At 63.3% G+C, this 12,958-nt stretch carries 13 protein-coding genes; 6 read left to right on the top strand and 7 right to left on the bottom strand.

The features are described from left to right. Positions 1-886 precede the first annotated feature (886 nt). The gene (locus tag ACFSOZ_RS22590; protein ID WP_379101697.1) at positions 887-1,261 is read left to right on the top strand and encodes a RidA family protein; all 375 of its coding nucleotides are present in this window, start codon (positions 887-889) and stop codon (positions 1,259-1,261) included. Positions 1,262-1,439: 178 nt separating this feature from the next. Here the strand turns inward: ACFSOZ_RS22590 and ACFSOZ_RS22585 are convergent, their stop codons facing one another. Then, positions 1,440-1,565, bottom strand: coding sequence for a hypothetical protein (locus ACFSOZ_RS22585; protein ID WP_379101664.1), 126 nt, complete (start codon positions 1,563-1,565; stop codon positions 1,440-1,442). Position 1,566: 1 nt separating this feature from the next. Beyond that, a complete protein-coding gene (locus tag ACFSOZ_RS22580; protein ID WP_379101662.1) occupies positions 1,567-2,376 on the bottom strand; it encodes an LLM class flavin-dependent oxidoreductase in 810 nt (269 codons plus the stop codon). Positions 2,377-2,499: 123 nt separating this feature from the next. Between ACFSOZ_RS22580 and ACFSOZ_RS22575 the strand changes: the two genes are divergently transcribed. The 5 genes from ACFSOZ_RS22575 (at position 2,500) to ACFSOZ_RS22555 (ending at position 7,679) form a co-directional block, all read left to right on the top strand. After that, positions 2,500-3,276, top strand: coding sequence for an HpcH/HpaI aldolase family protein (locus ACFSOZ_RS22575; protein ID WP_379101660.1), 777 nt, complete (start codon positions 2,500-2,502; stop codon positions 3,274-3,276). A gap of 213 nt (positions 3,277-3,489) precedes the next feature. After that, positions 3,490-4,650 carry a pyridoxal phosphate-dependent aminotransferase gene (locus tag ACFSOZ_RS22570; RefSeq protein WP_379101659.1) on the top strand — a complete coding sequence of 387 codons (1,161 nt, stop codon included), beginning with the start codon at positions 3,490-3,492 and terminating at the stop codon, positions 4,648-4,650. A gap of 74 nt (positions 4,651-4,724) precedes the next feature. Further along, positions 4,725-5,522: an ABC transporter substrate-binding protein gene (locus tag ACFSOZ_RS22565; RefSeq protein WP_379101657.1), complete on the top strand. Its 798-nt coding sequence runs from the start codon at positions 4,725-4,727 to the stop codon at positions 5,520-5,522. 162 nt (positions 5,523-5,684) lie between these two features. Then, positions 5,685-6,359, top strand: a complete 675-nt coding sequence (locus tag ACFSOZ_RS22560; protein WP_379101655.1) for an amino acid ABC transporter permease — start codon at positions 5,685-5,687, stop codon at positions 6,357-6,359. Positions 6,360-6,404: 45 nt separating this feature from the next. Further along, entirely contained in the window at positions 6,405-7,679 is a 1,275-nt protein-coding gene (locus ACFSOZ_RS22555) for a cysteine desulfurase-like protein (protein ID WP_379101653.1), read from the top strand. Positions 7,680-7,713: 34 nt separating this feature from the next. Here ACFSOZ_RS22555 and ACFSOZ_RS22550 read toward each other — a convergent pair whose 3' ends face one another. Genes ACFSOZ_RS22550 through ACFSOZ_RS22530 form a run of 5 tightly spaced genes read right to left on the bottom strand, consistent with a single transcriptional unit; the run spans position 7,714 to position 12,953 of the window. Then, complete coding sequence (locus ACFSOZ_RS22550; RefSeq protein WP_379101651.1) at positions 7,714-8,544, bottom strand: dipeptide ABC transporter ATP-binding protein; 831 nt, start codon at positions 8,542-8,544, stop codon at positions 7,714-7,716. Beyond that, positions 8,544-9,389 (bottom strand): ABC transporter ATP-binding protein, encoded by an 846-nt coding sequence (locus tag ACFSOZ_RS22545; protein ID WP_379101649.1) that lies wholly within the window; start codon positions 9,387-9,389, stop codon positions 8,544-8,546. The genes ACFSOZ_RS22550 and ACFSOZ_RS22545 overlap by 1 nt, the downstream gene beginning before the upstream one ends. Next, entirely contained in the window at positions 9,389-10,273 is an 885-nt protein-coding gene (locus tag ACFSOZ_RS22540) for an ABC transporter permease subunit (RefSeq protein WP_379101695.1), read from the bottom strand. The genes ACFSOZ_RS22545 and ACFSOZ_RS22540 overlap by 1 nt, the downstream gene beginning before the upstream one ends. Positions 10,274-10,299: 26 nt before the next feature. Further along, the gene (locus tag ACFSOZ_RS22535) at positions 10,300-11,307 is read right to left on the bottom strand and encodes an ABC transporter permease subunit (protein WP_379101648.1); all 1,008 of its coding nucleotides are present in this window, start codon (positions 11,305-11,307) and stop codon (positions 10,300-10,302) included. A 47-nt stretch (positions 11,308-11,354) separates the two neighbouring features. Next, positions 11,355-12,953: an ABC transporter substrate-binding protein gene (locus tag ACFSOZ_RS22530; RefSeq protein WP_379101647.1), complete on the bottom strand. Its 1,599-nt coding sequence runs from the start codon at positions 12,951-12,953 to the stop codon at positions 11,355-11,357. Between the last annotated feature and the right edge of the window lie 5 nt (positions 12,954-12,958).

Below are 12,958 nucleotides of genomic sequence, written 5' to 3'. Positions count from 1 at the left end.
CGAGAAGACGCTGGATCTCCTACTGGCGGCATCGCCAGATCTCATATAGTCGTCTTGCCCGCTACCGGCGATCGGCACCGGCGCCAAGGGCTTTCTGCTTTATTCCGCGTCGCCGGCGACGCCAAGGCTATGGCATCGCCGAGACGCCTCGACAGTGATCGCAGCTCGCAGTAGCCGCTGGCACGCTCGTCATTGTGCGACACAAGCTCGTCTCCCCGCCGCAGGCGACGCTGGAAAAACAAAAATAACACGCAGACCGGGCGAGCGGTGCTATCCGCATCGCCATGTCGGTGCTCCGTGACGTGTCCACGCTCGTCGACTGGTCGTTGGTGCGGCACTGCAGCTCGGCTTGCCGCCGCGCGCTCAGATGAAAGCAGTCAGCGTGGTGTGCCGCGAGCGCAAGACTGTTCTTCGTGCGCGCGCCGAGCGCCGAACTCGCAGATGTGTGCAGGGTCATATCGCACGACATGGCGCTCGATGTACGATGCCGGCAGCGCTGCTGGTCTCTATCGCGCCGCCTGGACCAAGGACATGGCGCCGCGGCAGCGTCACACCCGCGAAGCGGCGATGGCCAAGCTGTTCGTGCGACCGACAAGTGCGCAAGAGGTGATCGACAAGGCGCGTACAACGGCATGGCGGCGATCGGTGCGTTCGCGACGAAGGATCACATCGTCGAAAGCCTTTATCGTGAGCGAGATCACGCTGCGCGACCTGACGCATCCACGAGGGGTGCCTCTGACGTCGCAGAAAGTAGGTGATTGCGCGCAAGTGATGGGCGCTGCCGACGCACGGAAATTGACGTGGCATGCGAGTCTGAGACTTGGGTTTGCACTACCGGGAGGTTTCCCTCCTAGATCTGAATGCACGAGATCCCTGCAGCCGGAGGCTGGCGAACCGGTACGGCTACGCCAATGGCGTCGTGCGGCGCGCGGTGCATAGCCTCATCTTCGTCGGCGGACAGGTCGGCTGGAACGGGCAGTGCCAGTTCGAAACCGACGACTTTGTCGGCCAGGTGCGGCAGACACTTCTGAACATCGTGGCGGTGCTGGCCGAGGCCGGCGCCGGTCCGCAGCACATCACCTCGATGACCTGGTATTTCACCGACAAGGCCGAATACCTCGCCAACCTCAGGGGTATCGGCGAGGCCTATCGTGAGGTCATCGGCCGGCATTTTCCGGCGATGGCCGCCATGCAAGTGATGGCGCTGGTCGAGGACCGGGCCAAGGTGGAGATCCAGGCCACGGCGGTCATTCCGGAATAACCAATTGGTTATTCCGGAATAAATTATTCGCGAAGCCCAGCCTTCCTCAGAATGGGCAATACGTGATCGCAGAAATAGGGGCAGCTCCTGTGTGTAGTTGACGAAGGACAGCGCGATCCTTGATAGCCCTGCTCGGCAATGGCGATCATGTCGGCGGCAATCGTTTCCGGCGTGCCGATCAGCGGATAGGTGCCGGCGCCGCCGGCGAAACGCTGCGGTAGCGGTCATAGGCGTGTGGGTCGTGCGATTGCGAGAATTCCTTCTTGCCGGCCATATGGGCATCGACCGCGTCATGGTCGGCCATATCAACGGCATAGCGCGTGTAGTAGGGCCCGCGCTTCTTCCATCGTCGGGCGGCACACGACATGTGCCACCGTGTAGACGCCGACATCGCGGCCCACCTTGTCGGCGCGCTCGCGTATGTCGGCGACGTGCTTGCCGGCATCGCTCATCTCGGAAAAAGTCGTGAACAGGTAGTCGCATCTGGCGGCGGCGAAATCGCGGCCGGGCCCGCCGAAAGCGGCGTTCATCGTCACCGGGCGCGGAACTTGCAGACTGGCCGGCCGGCTCACCGCCTCCTCGAGGGTGTAGTAGCTGCCTTCATAGTCGAGAGGCTCGGCCGACGCGTAAAGCCTTTCGAGGATTTCGATCCATTCGGCCGCCTGGTCGTAGCCCTTCTCGACCAGCGGCGTGCCGAACATGCCGAATTCCTTCGGGTTCCAGCCGCAGACGATGTTGAGGCCGGCGCGGCCCTGGCTGATATGGTCGACCGTCGCCAGCGCCTTGGCGGCGTAGAGCGGATGCACCAGCGGCACGTGCACGGTCATGAACAGGCCGATCTGCTCGGTGGCCGTGGCAAGCGCCGCCGCCCAGGTGAAGGTCTCGAACGACCACTCGCGCACCTTGTTGCGGCCGCCGAAGCCGCGCCAGCGGGCGATCGGCAGCATGAATTCCAGCCCGGCGCGGTCGGCGATCTGCGCCGCCGTCAGATTGTCCTGCCAACTCGCCGTCCAGCGTTCCGGCACATCGGTGATGGCAAGCCCGCCATCGGCATTGGTCGAAAAGACGCCGAGTTTCAGTTTGTTCGGGCCGTGCAGGGGATGCGCTTTGATCATGTCTGGAACTCGCGGCGGGAGAGCACACGCTAGGCCCGCGCGAAAATATTTCAAGCCTGAAATAGCTTCGCGCGACCGCCGTTTGCGGATATGGATTCCGGCTGCGCGAGAAAGGGGATGGGCATGAGCGAGTTCCGCCAGAAATGCATCGGCAAGGCGAACCTCGTCGGTTCCTTTGTGGCCATTCCCCATCCCGTCGCGGTCGAGGTGATGGCGCAGTCCGGCCTCGATTTCCTCTGCATCGACTGGGAGCATGCCCAAATCTCGCGCGACATGATCGAGACCATGGTGCGCGCGGCCGACGTGCATCGCCTGCCGGCGATGGTGCGCGTTCCCGGCCATGCACCGGAAGCCATCCAGGCGGCGCTGGACAGCGGCGCGCAAGGCGTACTCGTCCCACGCGTCTCGACCGCCGCCCAGGCTGCCTTGGTCGTCAAAGCCTCGCGCTATCCGCCGCAGGGCGAGCGTGGCGTCGGACCCGGCCGTGCCGCCGGCTATGGCTATCGCATTCCCGAATATCTTGCCGGCGCCAATGACAGGATCGTCGTCGCGGTCCAGGTCGAGACATCAGAAGGGTTGGCCAACATCGAGGCGATCGCCGCCGTCGACGGTGTCGACGTGATCTTCGTTGGTCCCGGCGATCTTTCGGTGTCGATCGATGCGATCGGACCGAAAGGTGCCGACAAGCTCACCGAGGCGATCCGCAGGATCATCGGCGTGACGGTTGCTCACGGCAGGGCGTCAGGCATCTTCTGCGCAAAGCCGCAGGACGCGGCCAAGTGGGCAGCCATCGGGGCCAGCTTCTTCGTGCTGGCCAGTGACACGATGTTTCTCGGGGCGGGCGCTGCCGCCAGCACCTCCGCTGCGCGTGCCGAACTGGTGCGAGACGGGCGCAGCTAGCGCGAAAAGGCGTATCGACAGGGCAACAGGCCGACCAAACTTTTTAAGCTTAAAACTTTCACCTTGAAAAGCGCCGCACTTTGGATAAGCATTCCAAAATCGATGGCGACGGCGGTGCCGGACGGGCTTGCCGGCAGTCCATCGTGGTGCTCCGGTGGGAGGGGTTTCAGTCCTTGTCGTTCATGCTGCCCCAGTCATCGTCCAGTGCGCGCTATGCTTTCGATGGCGTGCGCGCCCCAAATTCGTGACCTACACACCGAGAACATCGCCAACCTTGCCGTGCGGGCGCGCGAACTCGGCGACGTCATCGCGCTCTGGTACGGCGAAGGTGACATGGTGACGCCCGCTTTCATCCGCGATGCCGCCAAGGCGGCCTTCGACGAAGGCCTGACGTTCTACGTTCCCAACATGCGCGGCCACGGGCCGTTGAATGAAGCGCTGTCGGAGTACCAGACGCGCATCCATGGCCGGCCGATCCCGGTCGCGCGCACCACGGTCACGCCGGGCGGCATGCAGGCGCTGTATCTGGCGCTGGAACTGCTGGTCGATACCGGCACCAACGTCGTCTATGTCGCGCCGCAATGGCCCAACATCCACAACGCCATCCACCTGATCGGCGGCGAGCCACGGCCGTTTTCGCTCGACTACAGGGGCGACTGGCAGCTCGACCTCGACCGGCTGTTCGCCACATGCGACGCCCGCACGCGGGCGATCTTCCTGTCGACGCCGTCCAACCCGACCGGCTGGACCGCATCAGCCGAGGAGATGCGCGCGCTGCTCGACTTCAGCCGGCGCACCGGCATCTGGATCATCTCCGACGAGGTCTACGGCCGGCTCTATTTCGATGGCGATGTTGCTCCCTCGATCCTGCAGATCGCCGAGGATGGCGACCGGGTGCTTTCAGTCAACAGCTTCTCCAAGGCCTGGGCGATGACCGGCTGGCGTATCGGCTGGCTGACGCATCCTTCGGGAGTGGCCGACCAGCTCGGCGCCATGACGCAATATGTCAACAGCGGCACCGCAGCCCCTATCCAGGCGGGTGCCGTCGCGGCGATCCGCCAGGGCGAGCCGCTGGTCGAGGAGATCAGGCAACGGATCAGAACCGGCCTCGACCTCGCCTATGACCGGCTGGCGCAGATTCCGGGCATCATACTGCCTGCGAAACCGCGCGGCGGCATGTATGCCTTCTTTGCCATGGAGGGTGAGAGCGACGCACGTCGCGCCTGCGCCAGAATTCTGGAGACGGCGCGCGTCGGGCTGGCGCCCGGCCATCTGTTCGGCAGTTCGGCAACGGCCTTCCTGCGGATGTGCGTGTGCCGAGAACGCAAAGAGATAGCGACCGCGCTCGACCGCATGGTCGCGGCCATGAATTGACGCCCTGCCGGAGGTGGGGCGGCAAAAAAACCGTGCGGGACCAACCCGCCCGATCAACAACAGAGGGAACACAGATGAGCTTCACGCGTCGCAACCTGCTTCTTCTCGCCGCCGCTATCGGCATCGCCGCCGGCCCCGCCACCGCCTATGCCGCCGATGTGCTGAATGTCGGCGCCTATCCGACCAATCCGCCCTTCGAGTACAAGAACGAGAGCGGTACCTTCGAGGGTTTTGAAGTCGACATCGTCAACGAAGCCGCCAAGCGCATCGGCATGACCACCGACATCGCCGACCTCGGTTTCCAGGCGCTGTTCGCCGCCACAACCTCGAAGCGCATCGACGTCGCCATCTCCTCGATCACCATCACGGCCGAGCGGCTGAAGTCGCAGTCGTTCACGCAGCCCTATTATGATTCCGACATGGGCATCGCCACCAAGACCGACAGCCCGATCAAGGCCGAAGCCGACCTCAAGGGCAAGATCGTTGGCGTGCTGTCCGGCTCGACCGGCGAAACCTGGGTCAAGGCGCATCAGGAAGCCGACGGCTTCAGCGACGTGAAGGGCTATGACACGCAGCAGAACCTGCTGCTCGACCTCAGCGCCGGCCGCGTCGATGCGGCCGTCAGCGACATTCCGGGCATGCAGTATTCCTTCACCAAGATGAAGGACCTGACCGTCAAGGAGCGCATCAAGACCGGTGAACAGTACGGCCTGATGATGACCAAGGACCACCCGCTGCTCGGCAAGCTGAACGACGCGCTGACCGCGATGAAGAAGGACGGCACGCTGGCTGCGATCCACAAGAAGTGGTTTGGCAGCGACGCACCGGCCGATTCTTCGACCGTCAAGGAAATGCCGCTGCCGAAGGCCTGAGCGGCGCCTGACAGAACACAGGCGTGCCGGCTCGAAAGGCCGGCACGTCTCGTTTTCATTCATGATCCTTTCCCGGAACCGCAGTCGATGCGGCAGAACCGATTTCGGGGTTCGGGTCTTGCTCTCGCGTCAAGGGACGCAAAACGGTTCGGGAACGCTCCCATGTCGCTGCTGGACACCTTCTTCAACCCCGATGTCATCATGTCCAGCCTGCCGGCGCTGCTGCGCGGCTTCCTGAACACGCTGCTGCTCGGCATCTTGAGCATCGGCATCGGCATCCCCATCGGCCTGGGGATCAGCCTGGTGCGGCTGTATGCGCCCAAGCCGCTGCGGTGGCTTGCGGTCGGCTACACCGACATCTTCCGCGCGCTGCCGGTGCTGGTCGTGCTGATCCTGATCTACTACGCGCTGCCGTTCCTCGGCATACGCCTGTCGTCCTGGGCCTCCGCGGTGACTGCCTTCGCCTTCGTCATGTCTGCCTACTCGGCCGAGGTGTTCCGCTCCGGCATAGAGAGCATTCCGCGCGGCCAGTTCGAGGCGTCGCAGGCGCTTGGCCTGCCGTTCCTGCTGACCTTGCGCAAGGTGGTGCTGCCGCAAGCCATCCGCGTGGTCATCCCGCCGATGACCAGCAACTGCGTCTCGATGTTCAAGGACACCTCGCTCGCCTCCACCGTGGCGTTGCCGGAGTTGCTCAAGGAAGCGACCAACGCGCAGTCGCTCTACGCCAACCCCTCGCCGCTGATCGGCGCCGCGCTCGTCTATCTGATCTTCCTCTGGCCGATGGTCCGCCTCGTCAGCCTGCTCGAAGAACGCTTCAAGACCGAAAAGACGCGCTGACTGCGCCAACCGATCCACCCGCCAAGCCCTTCGCAGGAGCCGACCTTGAACAAGCATCACACCGACAATACGAACGTCAACGCGTTCCCCGTCGACACCATCCGCGCCATGTTTCCGGCCCTGCAGCGGGCCGGCGATTTCATCTTCATGGACAACGCCGCCGGCGCACAGATCCCGCAGAGCGTTCTCGACGCGGTGACCAACCATCTGGTTTCACACAATGTCCAGCGCGGCGGCCGCTATGGCCGCAGTGTCACCGTCGACCAGTCGGTCGCCGATGCCCGCGAAAGCGTGGCGCTGCTGATCAACGCCCATAGCCCGGCGGAAATCTGCTTCGGCATGAACGCCACCTCGTTCATCCGCCTGGTCAGCCTCGGCATCGGTCAGATGCTACAGGAGCGCGATGAGATCGTCATCACCGACATGGACCACGACGCCAACATCGCCACCTGGCTGGCGCTGGAGCAGGCCGGCGCCAAGTTCAAATGGTGGCGCATGCGCGAGGACGGCAATCTGCATGTCGACGATTTGCGCCCACTGGTTTCGGACCGCACCCGTCTCGTCGCCTGCACGGTCACCGCGCATTCGATCGGCTCGATCGTCGACGTTGCATCGGTGGCCAGGATCGCGCACGCCGCCGGCGCGGAGGTGTTCCTCGACTGCGTGCATTACGGACCACACGGGCTGATCGACGTGCAGGCCTGGGACTGCGATTATCTGGTCTGCTCCGGCTACAAGAATTTCTCGCCGCATATGGGCTTTCTGTGGGGGCGCTTCGAAACGCTGAAGCGCCTGCCGACCTTCCGCGAGGACTTCATCCCCGACGAGCCGCCCTACAAGGTCGAGGCCGGCACCTTCATCTACGAAAACGTCTCGGGTATGGATGCGGCCGTGCAGTATCTGGAACTGATCGGCCGCAATCTTGCGCCATCCAACAACCGCTCGCGGCGCGACAACATCGTCGCCGGCATGGGCGCCATCCGCGACTATGAGCTGGTGCTGGCGCGTGAGATGCTCGCCGTGCTCAAGGATTGCGGCGCGACGATCTACGGCGTTGCCGACGAGGCCCGCATCACCGAACGCGTGCCGACCTTCTGCTTCAACATCGGCAAGCTGTCGCCGCAAAGGATCGTCGAGGAAATGGCCGACATGCAGATCGGCATCCGCGATGGCCACATGTACGCGCCGCGGCTGATGAAGCGGCTCAACCTCTCGATGGACAGCGGCGCCATCCGCGCCTCGCTGGTCCACTACAACACGGTCGAGGAGATCCACCGTTTCGGCGAGGCGCTGCGCGCCACCATCGCCAAGCTGTCTTGAGCGTGCTGATTTGCTCCAGCCTGACGCCGCGGTGTCAGGCTGCTTTCTTCTTTGCCAGTCTCGCCTTGATCGAAGCGACGTCGGCACGCGGCGTCGCCGCGAAAAGCGTCCGGGTGTAGCTGTGCTTGGGATCGGCGAAGACCTCCTCGCGCGACCCGTATTCGACCGCTTCGCCGAAATACATCACCATCACATCGTCGGCGATATAGCGCACGACGGACAGGTCGTGGCTGATGAAGACATAGGTCAGCTGGAACTCATCCTGCAGGTCGGCGAGCAGGTTGAGCACCTGCGCCTGCACCGACAGGTCGAGTGCCGAGACCGGTTCGTCCAGCACCAGAAGGCTCGGATTGAGCATCAGCGCGCGGGCAATGGCGATGCGCTGACGCTGGCCGCCCGAGAACATGTGCGGGTAGCGGTTGTAGTGCTCCGTGCCGAGGCCGACCTTCTTCAGCATCTTCATGGCGAGGTCGCGCCGTTCGTCGGCCGGCTTGTCGGTGTTGATGAGCAGCGGCTCGCCGAGCACGTCGCCGATCTTCTGGCGCGGATTGAGCGAACCATAGGGGTTCTGGAAGACGATCTGCACCTTGCGGCGCATCTCCTTGGTCAGACCTTGCCTGGCAATGTCGACCTTGTTGCCATCGATGAAAAGTTCGCCCGCCGTAGCCGGATCGATCAGCGTGATGATGCGGGCGAGCGTGGACTTGCCGCAGCCGCTTTCGCCGACGATGGCCAACGTCTTGCCCTTGTCGACACTGAAGGAAACGCCTTTGACCGCATGCACGGTGCGCTGCCCGCGAAACAGGCCGCCGCCGATGTGATAGTCGCGCACGATGTTCTTGCCTTCGACGACCTTGATGCTCATCAGGAGACCCCCGCGGCCGGTTCGAACAGCATGTCGGAGACGGTCGGCAGACGGTCGCCGACGGCGTTGTCCGGCAGGGCCGACAGCAGCGCGCGCGTGTAGTTGCTCTGCGGCGATTCAAACAGCGACAGCACGTCGGCCTCTTCCATCTTGCGGCCCTTGTACTGAACGATGACACGGTCGGCGGTCTCGGCCACGACGCCCATATTGTGGGTGATCATGATCAGCCCCATGCCGTATTTGACCTGCAGCGACACGAGCAGGTCGAGGATCTGCTTCTGGATGGTGACGTCGAGCGCCGTGGTCGGCTCGTCGGCGATCAGCAGCTTCGGATTGCAGGCGATGGCAATGGCGATCATCACGCGCTGGCACTGGCCGCCCGACATCTGGTGCGGGAACGAGTTCAGCCGTTCCGCCGGCTCGGCAATGCCGACCTGCGTCAAGAGCTCGATGGCGCGCTCGCGACGCTGGGCTTTGTCCATGCCCATATGGAAGCGCAGCACTTCCTCGATCTGGAAGCCGACGGTGAAGCAGGGATTGAGACTGGCCATCGGCTCCTGGAAGATCATCGACATGTCCTTGCCGACGATCTTGCGGCGCTCGGCCGAACTCATCTTCAGGAGGTCGCGGCCATTGAAGTTCATCTTGTCGGCGGTGACCGTCGCCGTCCACGGCAAGAGGCCCATCACGGCCAGCATCGACACCGACTTGCCGGAGCCGGATTCGCCGACGATGGCCAGCACTTCACGTTCGTTCACACGGAGCGAGACGCCGTCGACCGCGCGGAACGGACCCGACGCGGTCTGGAATTCGACGACAAGGTTCTGGATGTCGAGCAGCGCCATCACGACCTCCTGAGCTTCGGATCGAGCGCATCGCGCAGGCCGTCGCCAATCAGATTGATGGCAAGCACGGTGATGAGGATGGCCAGGCCGGGGAAGGTCACCACCCACCAGGCGCGCAGGATGAATTCACGCGCCGAGGCGAGCATGGTGCCCCATTCCGGCGTCGGCGGCTGGGCGCCTAGGCCGAGGAAGCCGAGAGCCGCCGCCTCGAGGATGGCATTTGAGAACGACAGCGTGCCCTGGACGATCAGCGGCGCCAGGCAGTTGGGCAGGATGGTGCGCAGCATCAGCCGGATATGGCCGGCGCCGGCTACCTTGGCGGCGACCACATATTCGCGGTTCTTTTCGGCCATCACCGCGGCGCGCACCAGGCGCGCAAAATGCGGCTGCAGGACAAGTGCGATCGCCAGCATGGCGTTGAACAGGCCGGGGCCGAGGATAGTGACCAGAACGAGCGCCAGCAGCAGCGACGGGAAGGACAGGATCAAGTCCATGATGCGCATGATGGCCACATCGACCCAGCCGCGGAAATAGCCGGCCAGCAGGCCGAGCGTGATGCCGCCAGTAAGTGCCAGCGTGACCACGACGGCGCCGATGAGCAGCGAGAAGCGCGCGCCGTAGAGCAGGCGCGAGAGCATGTCGCGGCCGACGGCATCGGTGCCAAGCAGATATTCGGCGCTGCCGCCTGCCTGCCAGGCCGGAGGCCGCAGGAAAGCGGTCTTGTCCTGGATGTCGGGCGCATAGGGCGCCAGCAGTGGCGCAAACAGTGCGGCCAGCACCAGCAGGATGAAGACGAACAGGCCGATGACGGCGCCGCGGTTGACCGAGAAATAGTGCCAGAAGGTCCTGAAGCCGGTCAGGCGGTCAGGGTTGCCAGCGGCCATCGGGGCGATTTCGGTCGACTGGCTCATCACGACGCCCGTATGCGCGGGTTGATGACGGCATAAAGCACGTCGACGATCAGGTTCACGGCCATGACGATAAGGGCGATCAACAGCAAGCCTGACTGCACGACGACATAGTCGCGCTTGAAGATGGAATCGACCATCCACTTGCCGATGCCCGGCCAGGCGAAGATGGTTTCGGTGAGGATGGCGCCGGCGAGCAGCGCGCCGACCTGCAGGCCGATGGTGGTGACCACCGGGATGAGCGCATTGCGCAGCGCGTGCACGCCGATGACGCGGGTCGACGACAGCCCCTTGGCGCGGGCGGTCCGCACATAGTCCTCGCCCAGCACCTCGAGCATGGCCGAGCGCGTCTGGCGAGCGATCACCGCCAGCGGAATGGTGCCGAGCACGATCGCCGGCAACACCAGATGGCTCAATGCCGAGCGGAAAGCATCCCACTTGCCGTAGACAAGGGTGTCGACGGTCATGAAGCCGGTGATCGGCTTGAAGAAAAACTGAAGGCCGATACGGCCTGAAACCGGGGTCCAGCCGAGATAGCCGGAGAAAAAGATGATCAGCAGCAGGCCCCACCAGAAGATCGGCATGGAATAGCCGACAAGGGCGGTGCCCATTAGCCCCTGGTCGAACCACGAGCCGCGCTTGACCGCGGCGACGATGCCGGCCGGGATGCCCAGCACCATGGCGAAGATCAAGGCGAAGAAGGAGAGCTCGATGGTTGCCGGGAAGAGCGTCATGAAATCTTCGATGACCGGACGCTTGGATGAGATCGAGACGCCGAAATTGCCGGTCGCGGCATCGCGGACATAATGCGCATATTGCTGCCAGATCGGCAGATTGTAGCCGAACTGTTCCTTCAGTTCTTCATAGCGCGCGGGCGTCACGCCATGCTCGCCGGCCATGGCAAGGATGGGGTCGCCGGGCAGCAGCCTGACGAAAGCGAAGGCACAGATGGTGATGCCGATCAACGTCGGGAGCACCAATACGATTTTGTTGAGGAGATATCGGAGCATCTTGAAAAGGGGGCGGCGCTTGATTGCGCGCCGCCCGCCTAACAGTTCTATTCGGCCTTGTCGACGCCGTCGAAGCGGTGAATGCCGAGCGGGTCCATCATGAAGCCGCTGACATTCTTGCGCACGACTGCATAGACCTGGCTGTGTGCCATGAGGAAGGCCGGAGCCTGCTTCTGGAAGACAACCTGAGCCTCTTCGTAAAGCTTGGTGCGCTCAGCCTGGTCGCTGGTCTTCTTGGCCTTCTGGATCAGGTCTTCGAAGTCCTTGTCGCACCAGCTGGAGTAGTTCGACACGCCGACGGCCGAGCAGGCGAACAGGGTGGCGAAGAAGTTGTCCGGATCGCCATTGTCACCGGTCCAGCCGATCTGGAAGGCGCCGGGGCGTTCCTTCTTCTTGCCTTCCTCGCGGTACTTCGTCCACTCGTAGCTGACGATCTCCGCCTTGACGCCGACCTTGGCCCAGTCTGCCTGGATCAGTTCGGCGGCACGCTGGAAGTTCGGGTTGTAAGGACGAACGCGATCGGAAGCCCAAAGCTGGATTTCCGTGAGGCCGGCATCGGCCAGCACCTTCTTGGCCGCTTCCGGATCATAGGCGTCGGACTTCACGTCCTTGTCCCACGACCACATCGTCGGCGGGATGAGGTTTACGGCCGGCGTGGCGCCCGCATCCTGGAACAGCGACTTGATCAGCGACTCCCGGTCGATCGCCTGGTTGAGCGCATGGCGCACCTCAGGCTTGTCGAGCGGCGGGATGGTGGTGTTGTAGCTCATATAGCCGATGTTGAGGCCGGCCTGATCCATCAGGGTCACGTCGGCGTTGGCCTTGATCGTGCCGATGTCGGCAGGATTCGGATAGGGCGCGATGTCGCATTCGCCGGCGAGCACCTTCTGGACGCGTGCGGTCGCGTCAGGGGTGATGGCGAAGACGAGATCGTCGATCTTCTCCTTACCCTTGAAGTAGTCCGGGTTGGCCGCATAACGGATGACCGCATCCAGCTGGTAGTCGACGAACTGGAACGGACCGGTGCCGACCGGCTTGGTCGAGAAGTCGGCCATCTTGCCTTCCTTCTCCAAGTGATCGGCATATTCCTTCGACACGATCGAGGCGAAGTCCATGCCGAGATTGGCCAGCATCGGCGCGTTCGGCTCGGTCAGCGTCAGCTTCACGGTCAGGTCATCGACCTTTTCCCACTTGGCGACGAATTTCGGCATGTCCATGCCGGTGTAGTAGTCCCAGGTCAGGTTCGGCAGATACTTTTCGCCGTTCCAGGGATTTTCCTTGTTGAACTGACGATCGAAGGAAAAGACGACGTCATCGGCATTGAGGTCACGCGTCGGCTTGAAGAAATCCGTGGTCTGGAACTTCACGCCCGGATGCAGGTGGAAAGTATAGACCAGGCCGTCGTCCGAAATCTCCCATTTGTCGGCGAGGCCGGGCACGATCTCGGTGCCGCCATGCTTGAACTCGACCAGGCGCGAATAGACGGTGCGCGACGAAGCGTCGAAATCATTGCCGCCTGTCGTGGTACCCGGGTCGAAGTTGGCCGGCGAGGCCTCCGAGCAATAGACCAGCGTCTTGGCATTGGCCACGCCGCCGAGGACGCTTGCAGCCAGCAACGCGGCTGCAAAAGTCAGTTTCTTTTTCATTGAGC

The organism is Mesorhizobium newzealandense (assembly GCF_042682145.1).
GTDB lineage: Bacteria > Pseudomonadota > Alphaproteobacteria > Rhizobiales > Rhizobiaceae > Mesorhizobium > Mesorhizobium newzealandense.
Note: the sequence above shows the minus strand (reverse complement) of the source record. Positions and strands in the feature narration are given on the sequence as shown.

Coding starts and splice junctions, on each gene's coding strand:
- ACFSOZ_RS22585 (WP_379101664.1), bottom strand. CDS start 1,565: ATGGCCGACCATGACGCGGTCGATGCCCATATGGCCGGCAAGAAGGAA.
- ACFSOZ_RS22580 (WP_379101662.1), bottom strand. CDS start 2,376: ATGATCAAAGCGCATCCCCTGCACGGCCCGAACAAACTGAAACTCGGC.
- ACFSOZ_RS22575 (WP_379101660.1), top strand. CDS start 2,500: ATGAGCGAGTTCCGCCAGAAATGCATCGGCAAGGCGAACCTCGTCGGT.
- ACFSOZ_RS22570 (WP_379101659.1), top strand. CDS start 3,490: ATGCTTTCGATGGCGTGCGCGCCCCAAATTCGTGACCTACACACCGAG.
- ACFSOZ_RS22565 (WP_379101657.1), top strand. CDS start 4,725: ATGAGCTTCACGCGTCGCAACCTGCTTCTTCTCGCCGCCGCTATCGGC.
- ACFSOZ_RS22560 (WP_379101655.1), top strand. CDS start 5,685: ATGTCGCTGCTGGACACCTTCTTCAACCCCGATGTCATCATGTCCAGC.
- ACFSOZ_RS22550 (WP_379101651.1), bottom strand. CDS start 8,544: ATGAGCATCAAGGTCGTCGAAGGCAAGAACATCGTGCGCGACTATCAC.
- ACFSOZ_RS22545 (WP_379101649.1), bottom strand. CDS start 9,389: ATGGCGCTGCTCGACATCCAGAACCTTGTCGTCGAATTCCAGACCGCG.
- ACFSOZ_RS22540 (WP_379101695.1), bottom strand. CDS start 10,273: ATGGCCGCTGGCAACCCTGACCGCCTGACCGGCTTCAGGACCTTCTGG.
- ACFSOZ_RS22535 (WP_379101648.1), bottom strand. CDS start 11,307: ATGCTCCGATATCTCCTCAACAAAATCGTATTGGTGCTCCCGACGTTG.
- ACFSOZ_RS22530 (WP_379101647.1), bottom strand. CDS start 12,953: ATGAAAAAGAAACTGACTTTTGCAGCCGCGTTGCTGGCTGCAAGCGTC.